This window comes from Pseudomonas sp. PL-6 (genome assembly GCF_054110165.1).
The window spans coordinates 5,137,344-5,157,107 of record NZ_CM134189.1 but is presented as its reverse complement, the minus strand read 5'-3'; the positions used below and the strand labels follow the sequence as shown (position 1 = coordinate 5,157,107).

At 67.9% G+C, this 19,764-nt stretch carries 19 protein-coding genes and 1 pseudogene; 10 read left to right on the top strand and 10 right to left on the bottom strand.

Features of this window, described 5'->3' with window-relative positions; genetic code table 11:
- Positions 1 to 3: 3 nt before the first annotated feature.
- From ACW9UL_RS22810 to purE, 7 genes are all read right to left on the bottom strand, one after another.
- Complete coding sequence (locus ACW9UL_RS22810; RefSeq protein ID WP_457788386.1) at positions 4 to 1,572, bottom strand: choice-of-anchor I family protein; 1,569 nt, start codon at positions 1,570 to 1,572, stop codon at positions 4 to 6.
- A 200-nt stretch (positions 1,573 to 1,772) separates the two neighbouring features.
- Positions 1,773 to 2,309, bottom strand: coding sequence for a DUF3299 domain-containing protein (locus tag ACW9UL_RS22805; protein ID WP_122109515.1), 537 nt, complete (start codon positions 2,307 to 2,309; stop codon positions 1,773 to 1,775).
- 99 nt (positions 2,310 to 2,408) lie between these two features.
- A complete protein-coding gene (locus tag ACW9UL_RS22800; protein WP_021444076.1) occupies positions 2,409 to 2,654 on the bottom strand; it encodes a GlsB/YeaQ/YmgE family stress response membrane protein in 246 nt (81 codons plus the stop codon).
- A 67-nt stretch (positions 2,655 to 2,721) separates the two neighbouring features.
- A complete protein-coding gene (locus ACW9UL_RS22795; protein WP_457788385.1) occupies positions 2,722 to 3,000 on the bottom strand; it encodes a transporter substrate-binding domain-containing protein in 279 nt (92 codons plus the stop codon).
- A complete protein-coding gene (locus tag ACW9UL_RS22790) occupies positions 2,925 to 3,485 on the bottom strand; it encodes a transporter substrate-binding domain-containing protein (protein ID WP_457788384.1) in 561 nt (186 codons plus the stop codon). The genes ACW9UL_RS22795 and ACW9UL_RS22790 overlap by 76 nt, the downstream gene beginning before the upstream one ends.
- A 56-nt stretch (positions 3,486 to 3,541) precedes the next feature.
- The gene (locus tag ACW9UL_RS22785; protein WP_457788383.1) at positions 3,542 to 4,627 is read right to left on the bottom strand and encodes a 5-(carboxyamino)imidazole ribonucleotide synthase; all 1,086 of its coding nucleotides are present in this window, start codon (positions 4,625 to 4,627) and stop codon (positions 3,542 to 3,544) included.
- A 4-nt stretch (positions 4,628 to 4,631) separates the two neighbouring features.
- Positions 4,632 to 5,123, bottom strand: a complete 492-nt coding sequence (gene purE, locus ACW9UL_RS22780) for a 5-(carboxyamino)imidazole ribonucleotide mutase (protein ID WP_457788382.1) — start codon at positions 5,121 to 5,123, stop codon at positions 4,632 to 4,634.
- 278 nt (positions 5,124 to 5,401) lie between these two features.
- Between purE and ACW9UL_RS22775 the strand changes: the two are divergent.
- The 5 genes and pseudogenes from ACW9UL_RS22775 to ACW9UL_RS22755 form a co-directional block, all read left to right on the top strand.
- Positions 5,402 to 5,626, top strand: a pseudogene (locus ACW9UL_RS22775) (zinc-dependent alcohol dehydrogenase); the annotation flags it as partial.
- A 68-nt stretch (positions 5,627 to 5,694) separates the two neighbouring features.
- Positions 5,695 to 6,489, top strand: coding sequence for a hypothetical protein (locus ACW9UL_RS22770; protein ID WP_457788381.1), 795 nt, complete (start codon positions 5,695 to 5,697; stop codon positions 6,487 to 6,489).
- A gap of 80 nt (positions 6,490 to 6,569) precedes the next feature.
- Positions 6,570 to 7,562, top strand: a complete 993-nt coding sequence (locus tag ACW9UL_RS22765) for an AraC family transcriptional regulator (protein ID WP_457788380.1) — start codon at positions 6,570 to 6,572, stop codon at positions 7,560 to 7,562.
- 270 nt (positions 7,563 to 7,832) lie between these two features.
- Positions 7,833 to 8,861: a histone deacetylase family protein gene (locus tag ACW9UL_RS22760; protein WP_457788379.1), complete on the top strand. Its 1,029-nt coding sequence runs from the start codon at positions 7,833 to 7,835 to the stop codon at positions 8,859 to 8,861.
- A 63-nt stretch (positions 8,862 to 8,924) separates the two neighbouring features.
- Positions 8,925 to 10,019, top strand: coding sequence for a polyamine ABC transporter substrate-binding protein (locus tag ACW9UL_RS22755; RefSeq protein ID WP_457788378.1), 1,095 nt, complete (start codon positions 8,925 to 8,927; stop codon positions 10,017 to 10,019).
- A 31-nt stretch (positions 10,020 to 10,050) separates the two neighbouring features.
- Here ACW9UL_RS22755 and ACW9UL_RS22750 read toward each other — a convergent pair whose 3' ends face one another.
- Positions 10,051 to 11,028, bottom strand: a complete 978-nt coding sequence (locus ACW9UL_RS22750; RefSeq protein ID WP_457788377.1) for a GlxA family transcriptional regulator — start codon at positions 11,026 to 11,028, stop codon at positions 10,051 to 10,053.
- A gap of 138 nt (positions 11,029 to 11,166) precedes the next feature.
- On the opposite strand from ACW9UL_RS22750, the gene ACW9UL_RS22745 reads away from it, so the two are divergent.
- Positions 11,167 to 12,009 carry an alpha/beta hydrolase family protein gene (locus ACW9UL_RS22745; protein WP_457788376.1) on the top strand — a complete coding sequence of 281 codons (843 nt, stop codon included), beginning with the start codon at positions 11,167 to 11,169 and terminating at the stop codon, positions 12,007 to 12,009.
- A gap of 37 nt (positions 12,010 to 12,046) precedes the next feature.
- Here ACW9UL_RS22745 and ACW9UL_RS22740 read toward each other — a convergent pair whose 3' ends face one another.
- Positions 12,047 to 12,949, bottom strand: coding sequence for a LysR substrate-binding domain-containing protein (locus ACW9UL_RS22740; RefSeq protein ID WP_457788375.1), 903 nt, complete (start codon positions 12,947 to 12,949; stop codon positions 12,047 to 12,049).
- Between the two features lie 333 nt (positions 12,950 to 13,282).
- Between ACW9UL_RS22740 and ACW9UL_RS22735 the strand changes: the two genes are divergently transcribed.
- Together ACW9UL_RS22735 and ACW9UL_RS22730 are read left to right on the top strand one after the other, a co-directional pair.
- Positions 13,283 to 14,707 carry an aspartate ammonia-lyase gene (locus ACW9UL_RS22735; protein ID WP_021442072.1) on the top strand — a complete coding sequence of 475 codons (1,425 nt, stop codon included), beginning with the start codon at positions 13,283 to 13,285 and terminating at the stop codon, positions 14,705 to 14,707.
- A 127-nt stretch (positions 14,708 to 14,834) separates the two neighbouring features.
- On the top strand, positions 14,835 to 16,088 hold the full coding sequence (locus ACW9UL_RS22730; protein WP_031302621.1) for a dicarboxylate/amino acid:cation symporter: 1,254 nt from the start codon (positions 14,835 to 14,837) through the stop codon (positions 16,086 to 16,088).
- A 163-nt stretch (positions 16,089 to 16,251) separates the two neighbouring features.
- Here ACW9UL_RS22730 and ACW9UL_RS22725 read toward each other — a convergent pair whose 3' ends face one another.
- On the bottom strand, positions 16,252 to 17,070 hold the full coding sequence (locus ACW9UL_RS22725; RefSeq protein WP_021442070.1) for a helix-turn-helix domain-containing protein: 819 nt from the start codon (positions 17,068 to 17,070) through the stop codon (positions 16,252 to 16,254).
- Between the two features lie 161 nt (positions 17,071 to 17,231).
- Between ACW9UL_RS22725 and ACW9UL_RS22720 the strand changes: the two genes are divergently transcribed.
- Positions 17,232 to 18,680 carry an alanine/glycine:cation symporter family protein gene (locus ACW9UL_RS22720; RefSeq protein WP_021442069.1) on the top strand — a complete coding sequence of 483 codons (1,449 nt, stop codon included), beginning with the start codon at positions 17,232 to 17,234 and terminating at the stop codon, positions 18,678 to 18,680.
- Between the two features lie 69 nt (positions 18,681 to 18,749).
- Positions 18,750 to 19,739, top strand: coding sequence for an asparaginase (locus tag ACW9UL_RS22715; RefSeq protein ID WP_397498058.1), 990 nt, complete (start codon positions 18,750 to 18,752; stop codon positions 19,737 to 19,739).
- The last annotated feature ends 25 nt before the right edge of the window (positions 19,740 to 19,764 follow it).

Below are 19,764 nucleotides of genomic sequence, written 5' to 3'. Positions count from 1 at the left end.
CGTTCAGCGATGCTGGCGATCGATACGGAACAAACTGGTGGTGCCGCTGACTTCGTTGCCCACCACCAGCAGGGGCACGCCGATCGGGCTGTGCTCGGCTTCGATCACCATCAGCCCCTCGGGACCCAGGTCGCCCGCGGTGGCGCTGCCCGGGGTGGTGGCGAAGTCGCGATTGTTGAAGTACTGCACGAACTGCGGCGCCTGCGGCTGGCTGATGTCATAGACCATCACCCCGCCGATGCGCTCCAGGCCGATGAAGGCGTAGGTCTTGCCCCACAGCTTGGCGAGGGTCACCCCCTCCGGCTCCGGGCCCTTGTTGTCGCTGCGGTTGTCGAAGCTGTTGCTGGCGTGGTCGGAGTTGAAGAACTGCGGATTGGCCGCGGCGGTGATGCGCTCGAAGTCGGCGCCGCTGTCGTAGACCTGGGTGAGGTCTTCGCTCCAGATCGAGAAGGAGCGCCCACCAAAGGCGTGGATGGCTTCGTAGTGGCCGCTGTCCGGGTTGTAGCCGCTGGCGCTGGAGACGGTCAGGCGGCCAAGGTTGGCGTTCTGCTTGAGGCTGGCGGCATCCGGGAAGTGCAGCGGACTGAGCGGGTAGTTGGCGCTGCCCAGGCGTACCTCTTCGCTGAATCCGGGGTAGTCGCGCGCGTCGCCCTCGTTGGCGGTGACCAGGTAGGTGCGCCCGCGGTACTGGTAGCTGGCGATGGCGTCGGGCTGGTACATGCCCAGCACCGGCCAGTTACGGATATTGATCTGGTTGTCGCGGTCGCTGGCGTCCAGTTCGTTGCCGGGCAGGCTGTGGTCCTTGAAGCCGAGCCCGTGGATGGCCCTGAACTGGCCGCGCTTGATATCCAGCACGGCCACCGCGTTGTTTTCCTGCAGGGTCACCCAGGCGGTCCTGGAGTCGTGGGCGACGCTGATGTACTCCGGTTCCAGGTCCTGGGCGACGCTGGCATTGGGGCCGAAGATGCGCACCGACGGGTCCAGGTCGGCGCGGGAGAAGGCGCGGAAGTCGGCAGTGCGGACCTGGGCCTGGGTCAGTTTGGCGATGTCCTTCGGCAGCTCGACGATGCTCACCGAGCCTTCCGGATCGGTCAGGTAGTCGTCGCTCGGTTCGCCCTCGTTGGCTACCAGCAGGTGTTTGCCGTCCGGAGTGAAGACGAGCATGTCCGGCAGGGCACCGACCTGCACCGAGGCCAGTACTTGGCCGTCGCGATCGAGGAACACGGCGCGACCGGGCTCGGTCTTCACCCGGTTCTCCACCGCTGCGGCGATCAGCCCGTCGCGCACCGCGACGCTGTTCACCGCCCCGCCATGGGCAGACAGGTCGAGGTTGAACAGTAATGTGGGCCGGCTCGGCTCGCGTATGTCCAGCACGTCGATCAGGCCGCTGGCGGCGTTGACCACGAACAGCCGCTGGCTGGCCGGGTCGTGGGCGACGATCTCCGCTGCCGACTGGCCGAACAGGCCGCTGGTGTAACTGCCGAGCGGCGTCAGCTGGATGGCTTTGGGCGAGGCGGCGGCTTGGGCCAGGCCGCAGGCGAGCAGGCCGGCGGCGAGAACTGACTTGTGCATGGAAGGCTCCCTGTCTGGTTGGAGGGAGCAGGATGGGACAGGCGTATGTCGGCAGGATGACCGAGTGATGGCGGTTGCATGGCGAATCGACGACGCGCAACGGAGGCCGAGCCGCATGGGAGGCCGACACCCTGTCCGTGACAGTCAGGCGAGCCCACTGCGCGGTTTGCGACGGCTCGCATGCGCGGGCTCCGGGGCGATCAGTAGAGGTCTTCGTCGGTCACCAGGCGTACTTCGCCCGCGTCCATGGCGTAGGCCGCGTCGGCCAGGTCGTTGCTGACCTGTTCCACCTTCAGCGTGCCGCTGACCCACAGCGGGGCATAGATGTCCTCGAGCGGGATGCCCTTGGGGTAGCGCACCAGCACCAGCTGGTTGGGCGGCGGTGGCGGCACGTGGATGCAGGCGCCGGGGTAGGGCACGAGGAAGAACAGGGTGCTGTTGCCCTGCTCGTCGTTTTCCAGCGGCACCGGGTAGCCGCCCAGGCGCAGGGCCTTGCCGTCCAGCTCGGCCACGGTTTTGCTCGAGTACATCACCGCCGGCAGGTTCTGCTCCTGCTGGCGCAGGCCGCCCGGGGCGTAGAAGGTGCTGTCGCCCTCCGGGCCCTGGTGCTGGAGTTCGGGCATTTCTTCGAGAGCCTGGCGGTCCTCGGGAGGCATCAGGTCGAGCCAGTCGGTTTCCGGCAGTTCGGCGTGGGCCAGGCCGGTGAACAGCAGTAGGGCGAGCAGCAGGTGGCGCATGGTGGGTGGAGTCTCGTGACGGCGGAAAAGCCAGAGCCGGCCAAGCGGGCGATTGTTGACGGCAACATCGCCGGCCAACCGGCTCCTGCAGAGGAGCGCTTAGCCCTTCTTGATGGCGCCGTAGATTATCAGCAGAACGACGGCGCCGATCACCGCGCCGACGAAACCGGCCGCCTGGCCGGCCTGGTAAATGCCCAGCGCCTGGCCGCCGTAGGTGGCGGCGATGGAACCGCCGATGCCGAGCAGGATGGTCATGATCCAGCCCATGCTGTCGTCGCCCGGCTTGAGGAAGCGAGCGATCAGGCCGACGATCAGGCCGATGAAGATGGTGCCGATGATACCCATGTGGCGTTTCTCCTTGAGGGGCGCCGCGCGTGCGGCAGACGTTGCATGAGACAGGCGCGAGGCGCTGTCAGTTCGCCATGTCCGGCGCCGGTACGCCGTAACGGTGGTAGATCAGGCTGACTTCGCCCTGCTCGCGCATGCGCTGGAGTTCCTCGCCCAGGCGTTCGTAGAGGGCGCGGTGGTCGCTGTGGTAGCGCTTGAGCGAGGCACCGAAGTGGTTGCCGAGCAGCTGTTCGTGGGCGTACTGCGCGTAGCTGTAGTCGCGGAACTTCATCGCGGCGAACTGCGCCTCGATGGCCGCCGGGTCGAGAATGGCCAGGGCGTCCAGGCGGCCGGCGCGGAACATCGCCGCGAGCTGCGCGTCGTCGCTGGCGTAGACGCGACCGAGTCGGTCGTCGCTGTCGAACGGCTCGAAATAGGCGGTGCCGCGTTTGACCCCCAGGTTCTGCTGGTACAGGTCGGGTAGCGCGCCAGTTCGGCTTCGCGTCCCGGGCGGACGATAAAGCGCACGTTCAGGCGCTGGCTGCCAATGCTCGGCAGGTAGTGGATATAGGCGCGGCGCTGCTCGGTGAGCAGCACCCGCGGCACCAGGTCGACGCGCCCCGAGCGCAGGTCGTCGAGGCTGCGCAGGAAGGGCACCTGGCGCCAGTGTAGGCGCACGCCGAGGCGTTGTGCGGCGGTTTCCAGCACGCTGATCAGCGGGCCGCTGGGCAGGCCGTCGACGGCGCGCATCTCCGGCGGGCGTTCGCGGAAATCGACGCGCAGCACCTCCTGTGCAGCGACGCCGGTCATGGCGAACAGCAGGGGCAGCAGGGCGAGCAGGCGCTTCATGGAGGGGGCTCTTGGACGACGGCCGTCGTCCAAGAGCTTAGTCGCCAATCGCCGTTTCAGCCCTTGGCGATCAGCGCTTCGACGGCCGCGATGCCGGCGTCGAGACTGGCGCGGTCGGCGCTGCGCAGGGTGGCGTGGCCAACCTTGCGGCCGACCTTGAACGCCTTGCCGTAGTGGTGCAGATGGCAATCCTTGATCGCCACCACGTCGCTTACCGCCGGTACCGTGCCGATGAAGTTGAGCATGGCGCTCTCGCCCAGCTTGGCGGTGGAGCCCAGCGGCAGGCCGGCGACGGCACGCAGGTGGTTCTCGAACTGGCTGCACTCGGCGCCTTCGATGGTCCAGTGCCCGGAGTTGTGCACGCGCGGGGCGATCTCGTTGGCCTTGAGGCCGCCGTCCACCTCGAAGAACTCGAAGGCCAGCACGCCGACGTAGTCGAGTTTCTCCAGCACGCGGCCGACGTAGTCCTCGGCCAGCGCCTGCAGCGGATGCGCGCTGCTGGCCACGGAGAGGGCGAGGATGCCGCTGTCGTGGCGGTTGTGCACCAGCGGGTAGAAGCGTATCTCGCCGTCGCGGGCGCGCACGGCGATCAGCGACACCTCGCCGGTGAAGGGCACGAAGCCCTCGAGGATGCACGGCACGCTGCCCAGTTCGGCGAAGGCGCCGACCACGTCCTCCGGCTTGCGCAGGACCTTCTGGCCCTTGCCGTCGTAGCCCAGGGTGCGGGTCTTCAGCACCGCCGGCAGACCGATGGCGGCCACCGCGGCATCGAGGTCGGCCTGCGACTGGATATCGGCGAAGTCCGGCGTGGGGATGCCCAGGTCCTTGAACATGGATTTTTCGAACCAGCGGTCGCGGGCGATGCGCAGCGCCTCGGCCGAGGGGTAGACCGGCACGAACTGGGAGAGGAAGGCCACGGTCTCGGCCGGCACGCTCTCGAACTCGAAGGTGACCAGGTCGACCTCGTCGGCCAGCTGGCGCAGGTGATCCTGGTCGCCGTAGTCGGCGCGGATATGTTCGCCGAGGGCCTGGGCGCAGGCGTCCGGCGCCGGGTCGAGGAAGGCGAAGTTCATCCCCAGCGGGGTGCCGGCCAGGGCCAGCATGCGGCCCAGCTGGCCGCCGCCTATTACTCCGATCTTCATCGCATCAGGCCTCGCGCGGGTCCGGGTTGCTCAGCACGGTCTCGGTCTGCTCGTCGCGGAACTGCTTGAGCGCCGCGTGGAACTGCGGGTGCTGGTGGCCGAGGATGCTGGCGGCGAGCAGGGCGGCGTTGACCGCGCCGGCCTTGCCGATGGCCAGGGTGGCGACCGGGATGCCGGACGGCATCTGCACGATCGACAGCAGCGAGTCGACGCCCGAGAGCATCGACGACTGCACCGGCACGCCGAGCACCGGCAGGTGGGTCTTGGCCGCGCACATGCCCGGCAGGTGGGCGGCGCCACCGGCACCGGCGATGATCACCTGGATGCCGCGTTCCTCGGCCTGTTCGGCGTACTGGAACAGCAGGTCCGGGGTGCGGTGGGCGGAGACCACCTTGACCTCGTAGGGGATGCCCAGCTTGTCCAGCATCTCGGCGGTGTGGCTAAGGGTGGACCAATCGGACTTGGAGCCCATGATCACGCCAACCAGTGCGCTCATCGTCGTGCCTCTCTATCGGGCGCCTTGCGGCGCGGCAAATATCGGCGCCTTGCGGCGCGTTAACTATCGGCGCCGGTCGGCGCGTCAAAAACCAACAAGCCACGCGGGAGAACCGGCGTGGCTTGTGAGCGACAGGTGGCCGGGTGCAGCCGGCCGAAGGCCGCGCAGTATAACGCAAAGCCGCGGCTGGCGGGCACTGGCCATGACCGTTTGTCATGCAAGCTGTGGCAGCGGGGGAAAGCCACCCGAACCTTGCTCTGCAGCAATGCCGGCGTGCCCCGCCGGGCGACTTCCCCGCGCCGATCTTTCTCGTGGTGCTCAAGGCCATCGGCATCACCGCCTCCATCGTCGGCACCCGGGCCGATCTGCAGGAGGCGCTGGACTTCGCCGGCGAGGGCCTGGTCAAGGCCACGGTGCAGGCTGACAGGCTGGACGATATCAACGCCATCTTCGCGCGCAAGCGCGGCGGCCAGATCGAGGGGCGGGTGGTGCTGCAGTTCTAGCCTGCGCCGACCGCGGCGGCGCCGCGGTCTATACTGCGCACTCTTCACCCGTACAAGGACGTATCGCCATGAAGCAGCCTGTTTCGTTCGTCGCCCTGGCGCTGTGCTCGCTGCAGGTCGCCGCCCTGGAGCTGGCCAAGCACCCGCAGGCGTTCGACGCCGGCCAGGGCGTCAGCCTGATCCTTGCCCCGACCGCTGACGGCAAGCAGGCTCTGGTGCAGGTCAAGGGCATCAACCATCCGCTCGACGAGGTGGTGTTCCTCACCCAGGTGCGCGAGCTGGGCCACGAGCAGCGCGACTACGCCATCCGCCTCGACGGCCGCGACTACAACCTGCTCAACCGCCGCCGTGCCTGGGGCGGCGAGAGCTACCAGCTCAACCTGCCGGACACCCCGGGTTTCGAGCTGGGCTACGACCAGGCGCAGACCCAGGCGCTGAACCTCGACGAGCTGCTGGCGCTCTACCAGCGCCAGGAAAGGGCCGGACTGCAGGCGCGCTTCGCCGCCTTCGACCGCAAGAAGCGCCTGCAGGACTACAGCCAGCGCCTGCAGCAGATGGACCGCGAGGCCTCGCAGGCCTGCGACACGCCGCTGGCGACCCGGGTGGACTGGAACGCTATCGACGACGAGCGGCTGATGAGCCTGAGCGTGCCGCACTTCTGCGGCGAGGTGGTCAGGCAGATCGCCTACCTGTGCGAGCGTGCCGCGCCGTACAAGGCCGAGGCGCGCAGTATCAAGGGCGTCGAATGCCGCTTCGGCGAGGCGATGAAGCTGCGCGAGGAAAACGGCCAGCTGCTGTTCACCACGCGCAAGGACGAGCCGAACCAGGGCGACTTCATCAACGCGATTCTGCGCAACCGTTGATCGCCACTGGCGGGCAGGGCCCGCCGTACCGCGGCATGCTTCTTGCGTTCTTTCGCTGACCTGCGAAGACGGAAGCCCCCATGCTGCACGCCCACCTGACCACCCTGCACGTGGTCGCCCTGATCCTGCAACGCTTCGCCGCGCAGCCCGAGCTGATCCCCCGGCTGCTCGCAGGCAGCGGCATCGCCGCGGACGAGCCGGGCAATGGCGAGGCGCGCATCACCCGGGTGCAGGAGCTGCAGGTGTGCGCCAATGCCCTGGCCCTGCGCGCCGACCTCGGCCTGGAGCTGGGGCGCAGCCTGCATGTGTCGTCCTACGGCCTGCTCGGTTACGCCGCGCTCTCGGCTGCCACCTTTGGTGACGCCTGGCGCCTGCTGCTGCAGTACCCGGCGCTGCTCGGCACCTACTTCGACCTGCAACTGCAGGTGGAGGACGGCCTGGCCTGGGTCAGCGCCGGCGACTACCGCGACGCCGCCGAACTGGAGGTGTTCAACGTGGAAATGTGCCTGGCCTCGCTCAAGCTGATCGGCGACGAGCTGCTCGGCCGGCCGCTGCCGCTGGCCCGCGCCGAGTTCCGCCATGCCCGCCCGGCCTATGTGGCGCGCTACGAGCTGAGCTTCGACTGCCCGCTGGGCTTCGACGCTGCGCGCAATGCCTTCGCCTTTCCCGCCGAACTGCTGACCCGGCGCCTGCCGCTGGCCGACCCGGTGACCCACTGCGAGGTGGTCGAGCGCTGCCGCCGGCAGAACGCCGAATTCACCAGCCGTCAGGCCTGGCTGGAGCGGGTGCGCCAGGCGCTCGCCGCGCAGTTGGCCACGCCGCCGGGGTTGGAGGCGCTGGCGCAGCAGCTGCACTGCTCGCCGCGCACCCTGCGCCGCCACCTGCAGGAGCTGGGCACCAGCTACCAGGGCCTGCTCGACGAGCTGCGCTTCGAGCGCGCCAAGGCCCTGCTCGGCCAGCAGGACTGGCCGGTGTACCGCATCGCCGAGGCGCTCGGCTTCAGCGAGACCGCCAGCTTTCGTCATGCCTTCCAGCGCTGGAGCGGCGTGCCGCCGAGTCGCTTTCGCGCGTAGGGTGGATGGCGCTTTATCCATCCACCAGGGCCATGTGAAGGAAGGTGGATGAGAAGAGCGTCATTCACCTGGAACCAATCGGCGCGCATGGCGCACCCTGGCCGCAATCCGGGACAGGGTGTCAGGCATTCCCGGATTGCATCCGGGCTACGACGGCAGGGCCATCGCAGTTTGGCCATTTCGATCCCCTTTTGGCCGTTGCCAGCGTTTTCCGCCGGGGCGCGGCGGGCGAACAATTGCGGCACAACAACAAGCCCGGAGCCGCCTCGCATGCTCACCTACTACAGCGACGACCACCACCTGCACCACGGCAAGTGCGAGCTGATCGACGGCCAGCTGATGCCCTGTTTCGAGAAGCCGCAGCGCGCCGACCACATTCTGGCCCGCGTGAAGAATCGCCAGCTCGGCGACGTCCGCGCGCCCAAGGATTTCGGCCTGGCGCCCATCGAGCGCATTCACAGCAAGGCCTACCTGGACTTCTTCCAGGGCGCCTGGGCGCGCTGGCAGGAGCAGGGCGGCCAGGGCGATCTGCTGCCCTTCACCTGGCCGGCGCGCACCCTGCGCCGGATCATCCCCAACGACCTGCACGGCCAGCTCGGCTACTACAGCTTCGACGGCGGTGCGCCGATCACCGCCGGCACCTGGCAGGCCGCCTACAGCGCCGCGCAAGTCGCGCTCAGCGCCCAGCAGGAAATCGCCAACGGTGCCCACAGCGCCTTCGCCCTGTGCCGGCCGCCAGGCCACCATGCCGCTGGCGACCTGATGGGCGGTTACTGCTACCTGAACAACGCCGCCATCGCCGCCCAGGCCTTCCTCGACCAGGGCCGCAAGAAGGTGGCCATCCTCGACGTCGACTACCACCACGGCAACGGCACCCAGGACATCTTCTACCGCCGCGGCGACGTGCTGTTCGCCTCGATCCACGGCGACCCGGCCGAGGAGTTCCCGTTCTTCCTCGGTTATGCCGACGAACTGGGCGAGGGCGCCGGCGAGGGCTGCAACCACAACTATCCGTTGCCCATGGGCAGTTCCTGGGACACCTGGAACGCCGCGCTGGAACAGGCCTGCCAGCGCATCGCCGACTACGGCGCCGAGGTGTTGGTGGTGTCGCTGGGCGTGGACACCTACATGGAAGACCCGATCTCGCAGTTCAAGCTCGACAGCCCGGACTACCTGGCCATGGGCCGGCGTATCGCCGCACTGGGCCTGCCCACACTGTTCATCATGGAAGGCGGCTACGCGGTGGAGGCCATCGGCGTCAATGCGGTCAACGTGCTGGAAGGCTTCGAGGGCGCCTGAATGGCGCCTCGTCAGCGATCAAGAACCTGCCAAACAAGAGCAACATTTCAGGGGTGAGAAACGATGAAAGCCATCAAACAGATGCTCGGCGTCGCCCTGTGCGGCGCCACCCTGCTCAGCGGCGCGGTGCAGGCCAAGGAGCTGCGCGTGTACAACTGGGCCGACTACATCCTCCCGGAGGTGCCCAAGGACTTCCAGAAACAGTCCGGCGTGCAGATCACCTGGGACACCTTCGAGACCAACGAGGCGCTGGAGGCCAAGCTGCTCACCGGTAACTCCGGCTACGACCTGGTGATCCCCTCCAACCAGTTCCTCGAAACCCAGATCAAGGCCGGCGTATTCGCCCCGCTGGACAAGTCCAAGCTGCCCAACTGGAAGAACCTCGACCCGGTGCTGCTCGGCCTGCTGGAGAAGAACGACCCGGGCAACCAGTACGGCGTCCCCTACATGTACGGCACCGTGCTGCTTGGCTACAACCCGGACAAGGTCAAGGCCGCGCTCGGCGAGGATGCCCCGGTGAACAGCTGGGACCTGGTGTTCAAGCCCGAGTACATGGAGAAGCTGAAATCCTGCGGCGTGGCCATGCTCGACTCGCCCACCGAGATCATCCCCATCGCCCTGCACTACCTGGGTCTCGATCCCAACAGCAGCAACCCGGCCGACTACGACAAGGTCACCGAGCTGCTGCTCAAGGTGCGCCCGTACGTGACCTACTTTCATTCGGCCAAGTACATGACCGACATCGCCAACGGCGACATCTGCGTGGCCATCGGCTACTCCGGCAGCTTCTACCAGTTCGCCAACCGCGCCAAGGAAGCCGGCAACGGCGTGGTGATCAACTGGCGCCTGCCCAAGGAAGGCGCGCCGATCTGGTTCGACACCTGGGCCATCCCCAAGAGCGCGCAGAACGTCGACGAGGCGCATGCCTTCATCAACCACCTGCTCGAACCCCAGGTGATCGCGCCGATCAGCGATTTTCTCGGCTACCCCAACCCCAACCTGCCGGGCATGCAGCTGGTGGGCAAGGAGATCGCCGCCGACGCCGACCTGACGCCGACGGCGGAGCTGCAGAAGTCGCTGTACGTGGTGCAACCGCTGCCGCAGAAGATCGAGCGGGTGCGCACGCGCGCCTGGACTTCGATCAAGTCGGGCAAGTGAGCGGCGGCCGGGCGCCCCGCCGGTGAGGCGTTCAGGCCGGGCGGTTGAAGCGTCGCCGGTAAGCGCCCGGCGACAGGCCGACGCGTTCCTTGAACAGGCGGCGGAAGGAGCTGCCGTCCTCGTAGCCGACCTGCTGGGTGATCCGTTCGAAGTTCTCCTGGCTGGCCTCCAGCAGGTGCTTGGCCCGTTCCAGGCGCAGGTTCTGCAGGTACTGCACCGGCGTCTGCCCGGTGGCGTCCTTGAAACGGCGGATCAGATGGCGCGGGCTCAGGGCGAAGCGCGCGGCGACCTCGTCGATGGCGATACGCTCGGCGCTGTGCTTCTCCAGCCAGATCTGCACCCTGAGCACCTCGGCGTCCTGGTGCGCCTTGTTGAACGAGGCGCTCATATAGGGCGTCTGCAGGCGCTCGGCGCTGTCGACCAGGAGCTTCTTCGAACACTCGATGGCCAGCTGCGGCGAGGCGAAGCGGCGGATGATGTGCAGCAGCAGGTCGCTGCCGGTGGTCGAGCCGGCCGAGCACAGCAGTTGGCCGTCGTCGGTGACGCTGCGTTCGGCCTGCAGCTGCACCCGCGGAAAACGCCGGGCGAACTGTTCGCTGAAGATCCAGTGAGTGGTGGCGCGGCGGCCGTCGAGCAGGCCGGCCTGGGCGGTGACGAAAGTGCCGGTGCACATGCTGGCGATGTAGCTGCCTTGCGCATGGCGCTCGCGCAGCCAGGCGCTCAGCGGCTCCAGCGCCGGCAGCACGCCGAGGATGTTGAACATGAAGCCGGGCACTATCACCAGATCGCTGTGCTGCACCTCGCCCAGCGCCAGCTGCGGGGTCAGGCGCAGGCCGCCGGTGCAGTCGACCGGCGCGCCATCGAGTGAGGCGCTGTGCACCTCGAACGGTGTCGCCGCCGGGTCGCCGGTGAGAAAGCGCTGCAGCACGTTGGCGCATTCGAGAAATTCCAGCGCCGCCGAGACGCTGGTGGCCGAACAGCGCTCGGCCATCACCACCGTGACCTTCATTCACCTGCCCCGCTGGCGGAATTATCCGCCTGTTATTGGTCGTTTTTGCCCATGGTGGGTCGGCGCCGCGCTGCCTAGCATGGCCTCACCCGGGCGCCACCGATTGCCCGTGACACGCCAGGCAGGAGAACAGCGGCGATGAAACATACAGCCTACCGGCTCTTCAAAAAACCCTTTTTCGGGCGCTTCATGAAGCCCTGGCGCTGGCCCGAGCAGGTCGATGCGGCGCGCTGGCAGCGGCTGTCGCTGAGCAGCGAGTCGGGGGCGAGCCTGGCCGCGCTGCTGGGCGAGGCGCACACGGGGCAGGCCAGGGGCGCGGTGCTGCTGTGTCACCCGATGGGCACGGCGGCCAAGGGCTTCTGGCTCAAGCACGGGCATGCCGAGCTGCTGCGTGCGGCCGGCTATCACGTGATGCTGTTCGACCTCAACGGCTTCGGCGAGAGCAGTTCCACCACCATGGACTACCCGCTCGACGTGCTCGCCGCCGGGCAGGCGCTGCAGGCGCGCTACCCGCAGTTGCCGGTGGCGCTGCTCGGCGCCTCGATGGGCGCGGCCATGGGCCTGTGCGCCCTGGCCCTGGCGCAGCATCCGTTCAAGGCGGCGGTGCTGGAGTCGGCCTTCCCCACCCTGCTGCACTTCTGGCGGCCCTACCCGTTGCCGCGCCTGGGCATCCCGCTCAGCCGCCTGGTCTATCCGGCTGCCGAGCGCCGTCTGCGCCCGCTGCATGCCGCGCAGCGCCTGGTCGGCCGCCCGCCGCTGCTGCTGATCTACGGCGAGGAGGATCGCCACACCCCGCTCGAGGACGGCCGGCAACTGCATGCGGCGCTGACCGCCGCCACTGATTGCGAGTTCTGGCAGGTGCCGGGCGCCGACCATACCCTGGCCTATGTCGCCCAGCCGGAGACCTATGCGCGGCGGGTGCTGGAGTTTCTGGATGCTCAGTTGGGCGTTGCGGCAAGTTCCAACTGCACGGCGGCGTAGGGGGCGCCGCGCACCAGCTACCAAGGGGCCATGCACCCTACATGGCCAGACCACTCTCCAGCTTGCGCCACAGCAAACGCACCGCCGCCTTGCGCACCAGGGCGCAGCGGTACAGGCGGATCTCCAGCGGTGCCTGCCAATGCTCGCCGCCGCAGATGGCCAGCTCGCCGCGTGCCAGTTCGGCGGTCACCGACAGGCGCGGCACCCAGGCCACGCCCATGCCCTGCAGGGCCATGCTCTTGAGGCTGTCGGCCATGGCGGTCTCGTACACCGTGGTCGAGCGCAGCGCGCGCTGGCGCAGCAGCAGATTCACCGAGCGGCCGAGGAAGGCGCCGGCGCTGTAAGCCAGCAGCGGCACGCTCTGCCCGCCGTCGAGGTCGAACAGCGGCGCGCCGGCCTCGTTCACCGCGCATACCGGCAGCATCGAGGTGGTGCCCAGGTGCAGCGAGGGGAAGATCTGCGGATCCATCTGCAGCGCGGCGTCCGGGTCGTAGTAGGCGAGGATCAGGTCGCAGGCACCCTCGCGCAGCGAATGCACCGCCTCGCCGACGTTGGTCGCCACCAGTCGGGTGGTCAGTGGCAGGCCTTCGCGGCGCAGGCGGGCGATCCATTCGGGGAAGAAGCCCAGGGTCAGCGAGTGGGCGGCGGCAATCGACAGCATCTCGCCCTGCTGACCTTCCAGGTTGTGCAGGTGGCGCACCACTTCGCCGAGCTGTTCGACCAGGCTGCGCGCGGTGACCAGAAACAGCCGGCCGGCTTCGGTGAGTTCGACGGGCGTGCAGGAGCGGTCGACCAGGGTCAGGCCGAGCATGCCTTCCAGGCTGCGGATACGTCGGCTGAAGGCCGGCTGGGTGACGAAGCGCTTTTCCGCGGCCTGGGAGAAGCTGCGGGTGGCGGCCAGGACGATAAAGTCCTCCAGCCATTTGGTTTCCAGGTTCATCGTAGGCTTCCGAGGCTTGCACGAGGCGTAGGGTGGGTTAGCGACGCTGAACGCGGTTCGACAGACGCAGCTGCCGTGGTGCGTCGCGTAACCCACCAGGCGATGGATCACGTTGCGCCGATGGTGGGTTACGCCGCGTTTCGAACGAGGTGATGTTCGCCAATGGCAGCATGCGGCTAACCCACCCTACGTTTGTCGCCATCCCGCAGTCACACCGACATTATGCCGATTGTGCATAGGGCAGCAAGCAACGGCATTGGCCGAGCTAGTGGCTGAGCCCATAGTCTATGGGCATCGCGGCACTCGCCGCATTTCCCAAGAGCCATCCTCATCATGTCCTCTGCTGCATCTGTTCGCGTCGAAAAAGACCTGCTCGGCACCCTCGAAGTCCCCGCCGATGCCTATTACGGCATCCAGACCCTGCGCGCCGTGCAGAACTTCCGCCTGTCCGGCGTGCCGCTGTCGCATTACCCGAAACTGGTGATCGGCCTGGCCATGGTCAAGCAGGCCTCGGCCGACGCCAACCGCGAGCTGGGCCACCTGTCCGCGGCCAAGCACACGGCGATCAGCACTGCCTGTGCACGCATCATCCAGGGCGAGTTCCACGAGCAGTTCGTGGTCGACATGATCCAGGGCGGTGCCGGCACCTCGACCAATATGAACGCGAACGAAGTCATCGCGAACATCGCGTTGGAGGCCATGGGCTTTGAGAAGGGCCAGTACCAGCACCTGCACCCGAACAACGACGTGAACATGGCGCAGTCGACCAACGACGCCTACCCGACCGCCATCCGCCTCGGCCTGCTGCTCGGCCACGACAGCCTGCTCAGCGCGCTGGACAAGCTGATCCAGTCCTTCGCCGCCAAGGGCCTGGAGTTCGGCCACGTGCTGAAGATGGGCCGCACCCAGCTGCAGGACGCCGTACCCATGACCCTCGGCCAGGAATTCCGCGCCTTCGCCACCACCCTCGGCGAAGACCTGCAGCACCTCAAGCTGCTAGCCCCGACCCTGCTCACCGAGGTCAACCTGGGCGGCACCGCCATCGGCACCGGCATCAACGCCGACCCGAAATACCAGGCCCTGGCGGTCAAGCGCCTGGCCATCATCAGCGGCCACCCGGTGGTGCCGGCGGCCGACCTGATCGAGGCCACCAGCGACATGGGCGCCTTCGTGCTGTTCTCCGGCATGCTCAAGCGCACCGCGGTCAAGCTGTCGAAGATCTGCAACGACTTGCGCCTGCTGTCCAGCGGCCCGCGCACCGGGATCAACGAGATCAACCTGCCGCCGCGTCAGCCGGGCAGCTCGATCATGCCGGGCAAGGTCAACCCGGTGATCCCCGAGGCGGTCAACCAGGTGGCCTTCGAGGTGATCGGCAACGACCTGGCGCTGACCATGGCGGCCGAGGGCGGCCAGCTGCAGCTCAACGTGATGGAGCCCTTGATCGCCTACAAGATCTTCGACTCGATCCGCCTGCTGACCCGCGCCATGGACATGCTGCGCGAGCTGTGCATCGACGGCATCACCGCCAACGAGGCGCATTGCCGTGCGCTGATGGAGAACTCCATCGGCCTGATCACCGCGCTCAACCCCTACATCGGCTACGAGAACGCCACCCGCATTGCCAAGGTCGCCCTGGACAGCGGGCGCGGCGTGCTGGAGCTGGTGCGCGAGGAGCAGCTGCTGGACGAGGCCACCCTGGCCGACATCCTGCGCCCCGAGAACATGATCGCCCCGCGCCTGGTTCCGCTGCAGGGCTGATCTTCCTGGCAACACCCGCGCCGCCCTCGTTCGAGTGCGGCGCGTTGCTTTCCGCCCTAGCCTGCCGGGCGGCACCGCTGAAGGCCGCACAGACGGCCCCACAACAACGACAATCCGGGTGATAACCATGAGTCAGAGCAATACCGCTTCCCTCTCCCTCCTTGCGCGCGTGCCGCTGTGGCAGCAGATCCTCGTCGGTCTGGCCCTCGGCGTCGCCGTCGGCATGCTGTCCAAGAGCGGCGCCCAGGCGCTGGCGCCAATCGGCGCGCTGTTCCTCAACGCGATCAAGATGCTGATCGTGCCGCTGGTATTCGTCTCCCTGGTGGCGGGCATCACCGCCATGAGCGACAGCGCCAAGCTCGGCCGCATCAGCGTCAAGACCATCGCCATCTACCTGATCACCACCGCCTTCGCGGTGAGCATCGGCCTGGCGTTCGGCGCCCTGTTCAGCCCCGGCGAGGGCATGCACATGGTCGCCAGCGGCAGCGAAGAGGCCAAGCAGGCGCCCTCGCTGGTGCAGATCCTGGTGGGCCTGGTGCCGACCAACCCGGTCACCGCCTTCGCCGAGGGCAACATCCTGCAGATCATCGTGTTCGCCATCGCCCTGGGCGTGAGCATGAACCTGATCGGCGACAAGGCCGCGCCGGCGGTCAAGCTGTTCGACAGCCTGGCCGAGGTGTTCTACAAGCTCACCGACCTGGTGATGCGCCTGGCGCCCATCGGCGTGTTCGCGCTGATCGCCGGCGTGGTCGCCGCCCACGGCATCGAGGTGCTGCTGCCGCTGGCGAGCGTGATCGGGGTGATCTACCTGGCCAGCATCGCCCATATGCTGCTGGTCTACGGCGGCCTGATCGGCGGCCTGGCGCGCCTCAGCCCGCTGCGCTTCTTCCAGGGCATCGCCCCGGCGCTGGCGGTGGCCTTCAGCACCTCGAGCAGCGCCGGCACCCTGCCGGTGTCCATCGAATGCGCGCGCAAGAACCTCGGCGTGTCGCAGGGGGTGGCCGGTTTCGTGCTGCCGGTGGGCGCCACCATCAACATGGACGGCACCGCCATCTACCAGGGCGTGCTGGCGCTGTTCATCGCCCAGGCCTTCGGCGTCGACCTGAATGCCGGTCAGTACCTGATGATCATCCTCACCGCCACCCTGGCCTCGATCGGCACGGCCGGCGTGCCCGGCGCCGGCCTGATCATGCTCGGCCTGGTGCTGACCTCGGTCGGCCTGCCGCTGGAAGGCGTGGCGCTGATCGCCGGTATCGACCGCATCCTCGACATGGCGCGCACCACGGTCAACGTCGCCGGCGACCTGATGACCACCACCCTGGTGGGTAGTAGCGAGCAGGAGCTGGATCGCGACGTCTACAACAGCGACAACGCGGCCTGAACGACGATTTTCATAGGAGGCCTCACCAGCCTCGCTCCTCAGGGATGGCCTCGGCCATCCCTTTTTTTTGCCGGCGCATTGCAGGGTGCGGCGTGCGCACCGCTTATCCACGCCAGCCGAGCACTGCTCTGGCCGATCCTGGCCATCACCGCATGGCGCCGCGCTATTCCAGCACGAACAGGCCGTCGTGCAGCTGGGTGCCGCTCAGGCGCTGGCGGATGTCATCGTCGATCCGCGCGTCGTCCGGGGCGTAGAGCATCAGCTGGCGGTAGGCGTTGACCCGGTTGATCTCGTTGCCCAGGTATTGCCAGACCACGCGGGTGCAGGCCGGGGTGCGCCGGTCGCCGCTGGACACCCCGGTCTTGATGCCGTTGAGGCGGGTGATGCGGCTCTTGAAGCTGGGGATAAGGATGGTCTGGCTGATCTCGTTGCCGGTCAGCGACTCGTAGTCGATGAGGAACAGCCGGTCCTGCAGGTAGAAGGCCGCGCCCAGGTAGCGGCAGCGCACCCAGTCCTCGGCGCCGCCGCGGGTGCGTTCCTGACGCTCCTGGCGTTCCTGGCGCTCGAACAGGTAGTTGCCGCGCTCCTCGCGCAGGTGCACCAGCGACAGCAGCACCTGGCCCGGCACCGACATGCAGTTGGAGTACTCGAAGTAGTAGCCGCAGTAGCGGCCCATCGGGCTGGCCTGCTGGCGCAGCGGCTCGAACAGCTCCAGCAGCGGGTCGCTGCCGGCCTGCGCCTGGGCGTCGGGGCTGCGTGCACCGACCAGGCGGGCGAACTGCTCGCTCGGCATGGCCAGCTCGAAGGGTTCGACGCCGAAGAAGTCGCAGATGCGCTTGAGGTTGTGCGCGGTCGGCCGGCTCTGCCCGGCCAGGTAGCGGTTGAACTGGGCGCGGTTGAGCGACAGTTTGCGGCACACCTCGGCGATCGAGCGGTAGTGGCTGCACAGCAGTTTCAGGTTGGCGCCGAGGGCATCGGACATGGGGGCGTACCGGCTGATGCAAGTGGCGCGATTCTAGCATCAACTCGCGTCAGGTTGCCGCGACCCGCGAAATTGTCTGGCAAGGCCCCTATCGCCAACCATTCGCCAGCCGCCCGGCGGGGCTGCATTCCCATTCAGAACAACAAGAGAGAAAGCCTCCCATGCTCGATCTTCTCAACGACCTTATCTGGAGCAAGCTGCTGATCGTGATGCTGATCGGTCTCGGCCTGTACTTCACCGTCGCCTCGCGTTTCGTCCAGTTCCGCTACTTCAGCAGCATGTTCCGCATCTTCGCCGAGGCCTTCCAGCGTCAGCCCGGCCAGCTCAGCTCGTTCCAGGCACTGATGCTCTCGGTGGCCGGCCGCGTCGGCGCCGGCAACATCGCCGGCGTGTCGGTGGCGATCATGCTCGGCGGCCCCGGCGCGATCTTCTGGATGTGGGTCGTGGCCCTGGTCGGCATGGCCACCAGCTACTTCGAGTGCTCCCTGGCGCAGCTGTACAAGCGCCGCGAAGCCGACGGCAGCTACCGCGGCGGCCCGGCCTTCTACATCCAGCACGGCCTCGGCCAGCGCTGGCTGGGCATCGTGGTGTCGATCCTGTTGCTGGTGACCTTCGGCTTCGGCTTCAACGCCGTGCAGTCCTTCACCGTGGCCAGCTCGCTGCACGACACCTTCGGCCTGCCCACCATCGTCAGCGGCCTGATCCTGACCGCGGTGATCGGCCTGATCATCTTCGGCGGCATCAAGCGCATCGCCAGCATGGCCGACGTGCTGGTGCCGGTGATGGCCTTCTCCTACATCGGCATGGCGCTGGTGGTGATCGGCCTGAACCTGCCCGAGGTGCCGGCGGTATTCGCCCTGATCGTCAAGAGCGCCTTCGGCCTGGAGCCGGCCTTCGCCGGCGGCATCGGTGCGGCGATCATGATGGGCGTCAAGCGCGGCCTGTTCTCCAACGAAGCGGGCCTCGGCAGCGCGCCGAACGTGGCCGCGGTGGCCGAGGTCAAGCACCCGGCCGCGCAGGGCATCGTGCAGTCGCTCAGCGTGTTCATCGACACCCTGCTGGTGTGCACCAGCACTGCGCTGATCATCCTGCTCTCCGGCGTCTATCAGCCGGGCAGCGAAATGGCCGGCGTGGTCCTGACCCAGACCGCCCTGGCGGCCGTGGTCGGCGAGTGGGGCCGGGTGTTCGTCAGCCTGGCGCTGCTGCTGTTCGTCTTCACCACCCTGATCTACAACTACTACCTCGGCGAGAACGCCCTCGGCTTCTTCAGCCAGAAGCGCATGCCGGTCATCGTCTACCGCGTGCTGGTGGTGTGCCTGGTGCTGTGGGGTTCGGTGCAGGACCTGGGCACCGTGTTCGCCTTCGCCGACGTCACCATGGGCCTGCTGGCCATCTGCAACCTGGTGGCCCTGGCGCTGCTGTTCAAGGTCGGCCTGCGCCTGATGCGCGACTACGACAGCCAGATCAAGGCTGGTGTAGAGTCGCCGGTATTCGACGCCAAGCAGTTCGCCGACCTGGACCTCGACCCGGCGGTGTGGACCGGCCAGGCGGCCAAGCCCGTCGTCGCCGCGGACCCGGCCGAGATCGGCGACCGGGTGCACCAGCGTTGAGTTGACCCAAGCAAGGAAGGAGGGGGCCAAGGCCCCCTTTCTTTTGCCCGTGATTTGCGAGGAGAGTCCATGGCGACCCCTGAGAAACTGCTGGTGCTGTACACCGGCGGCACCATTGGCATGCAGATGAGCGAAGCGGGCCTGGCGCCGGCCTCCGGCTTCGAGGCGCGGATGCGTGCGCAGCAGGCCGAGGAGGCGCAGGGCGAGCTGCCGCAGTGGCAGTTTCGCGAGCTGCTGCCGCTGATCGACAGCGCCAACATGAACCCGGGCCACTGGCTGGCCCTGCGCGACGCCATAGTCGCCGCCGTCGAGGTCGACGGCCATGATGCCGTGCTGGTGCTGCACGGCACCGACACCCTGGCCTACAGCGCCGCGGCGCTGAGCTTCTTGCTGCTCGGCCTGGGCGTGCCGGTGCTGCTGACCGGCGCCATGCAGCCGGCCGGCGTGGCCGGTGGCGACGCCTGGCCCAACCTGTTCGGTGCCATGCGCGCGTTGCGGCGCGGTGTGGCGCCGGGCGTGCACCTGTACTTCAACGGCCAGCTGCTGCACGGCGCGCGCTGCTCCAAGCTGCGCAGCGACGCCTTCGACGCCTTCCAGGTGCTGCCGCGTCGGCGCCAGGCCGAGCGCGCCGCCATCGACGCACGCATCGACTATCGCCAGCCGCGGCGGGCGACCAATCTGGCCGTGCTGCCGCTGCACCCGGCGCTGCAGGCCGCCCATCTGCGCGCCCTGCTGGGCAGCGGCGTGCAGGGGCTGCTGCTGGAATGCTACGGCAGCGGCACCGGCCCGGCCGGCGACGCCGAGCTGCTGGCGGTCCTGGACGAGGCGCACGCCCGCGGCGTGGTGCTGGCGGCGATCAGCCAGTGCCCGCAGGGGCATGTCGAGTTCGGCGTGTACGCCGCCGGCAGCCGCCTGGCCGAGGCCGGCCTGGTGTCCTGCGGCGGCATGACCCGCGAGGCGGCGCTGGGCAAGCTGTTCGCCCTGCTCGGCGCCGGGCTGGCGCCGGCCGAGGTGGAGCACTGGCTGGCGCGCGATCTCTGTGGTGAGATGAGCGACTGACGCCTCACGCCAACCAGGAGGGAAG

Coding starts and splice junctions, on each gene's coding strand:
- ACW9UL_RS22810 (WP_457788386.1), bottom strand. CDS start 1,572: ATGCACAAGTCAGTTCTCGCCGCCGGCCTGCTCGCCTGCGGCCTGGCC.
- ACW9UL_RS22805 (WP_122109515.1), bottom strand. CDS start 2,309: ATGCGCCACCTGCTGCTCGCCCTACTGCTGTTCACCGGCCTGGCCCAC.
- ACW9UL_RS22800 (WP_021444076.1), bottom strand. CDS start 2,654: ATGGGTATCATCGGCACCATCTTCATCGGCCTGATCGTCGGCCTGATC.
- ACW9UL_RS22795 (WP_457788385.1), bottom strand. CDS start 3,000: ATGTTCCGCGCCGGCCGCCTGGACGCCCTGGCCATTCTCGACCCGGCG.
- ACW9UL_RS22790 (WP_457788384.1), bottom strand. CDS start 3,485: ATGAAGCGCCTGCTCGCCCTGCTGCCCCTGCTGTTCGCCATGACCGGC.
- ACW9UL_RS22785 (WP_457788383.1), bottom strand. CDS start 4,627: ATGAAGATCGGAGTAATAGGCGGCGGCCAGCTGGGCCGCATGCTGGCC.
- purE (WP_457788382.1), bottom strand. CDS start 5,123: ATGAGCGCACTGGTTGGCGTGATCATGGGCTCCAAGTCCGATTGGTCC.
- ACW9UL_RS22770 (WP_457788381.1), top strand. CDS start 5,695: ATGAAGCAGCCTGTTTCGTTCGTCGCCCTGGCGCTGTGCTCGCTGCAG.
- ACW9UL_RS22765 (WP_457788380.1), top strand. CDS start 6,570: ATGCTGCACGCCCACCTGACCACCCTGCACGTGGTCGCCCTGATCCTG.
- ACW9UL_RS22760 (WP_457788379.1), top strand. CDS start 7,833: ATGCTCACCTACTACAGCGACGACCACCACCTGCACCACGGCAAGTGC.
- ACW9UL_RS22755 (WP_457788378.1), top strand. CDS start 8,925: ATGAAAGCCATCAAACAGATGCTCGGCGTCGCCCTGTGCGGCGCCACC.
- ACW9UL_RS22750 (WP_457788377.1), bottom strand. CDS start 11,028: ATGAAGGTCACGGTGGTGATGGCCGAGCGCTGTTCGGCCACCAGCGTC.
- ACW9UL_RS22745 (WP_457788376.1), top strand. CDS start 11,167: ATGAAACATACAGCCTACCGGCTCTTCAAAAAACCCTTTTTCGGGCGC.
- ACW9UL_RS22740 (WP_457788375.1), bottom strand. CDS start 12,949: ATGAACCTGGAAACCAAATGGCTGGAGGACTTTATCGTCCTGGCCGCC.
- ACW9UL_RS22735 (WP_021442072.1), top strand. CDS start 13,283: ATGTCCTCTGCTGCATCTGTTCGCGTCGAAAAAGACCTGCTCGGCACC.
- ACW9UL_RS22730 (WP_031302621.1), top strand. CDS start 14,835: ATGAGTCAGAGCAATACCGCTTCCCTCTCCCTCCTTGCGCGCGTGCCG.
- ACW9UL_RS22725 (WP_021442070.1), bottom strand. CDS start 17,070: ATGTCCGATGCCCTCGGCGCCAACCTGAAACTGCTGTGCAGCCACTAC.
- ACW9UL_RS22720 (WP_021442069.1), top strand. CDS start 17,232: ATGCTCGATCTTCTCAACGACCTTATCTGGAGCAAGCTGCTGATCGTG.
- ACW9UL_RS22715 (WP_397498058.1), top strand. CDS start 18,750: ATGGCGACCCCTGAGAAACTGCTGGTGCTGTACACCGGCGGCACCATT.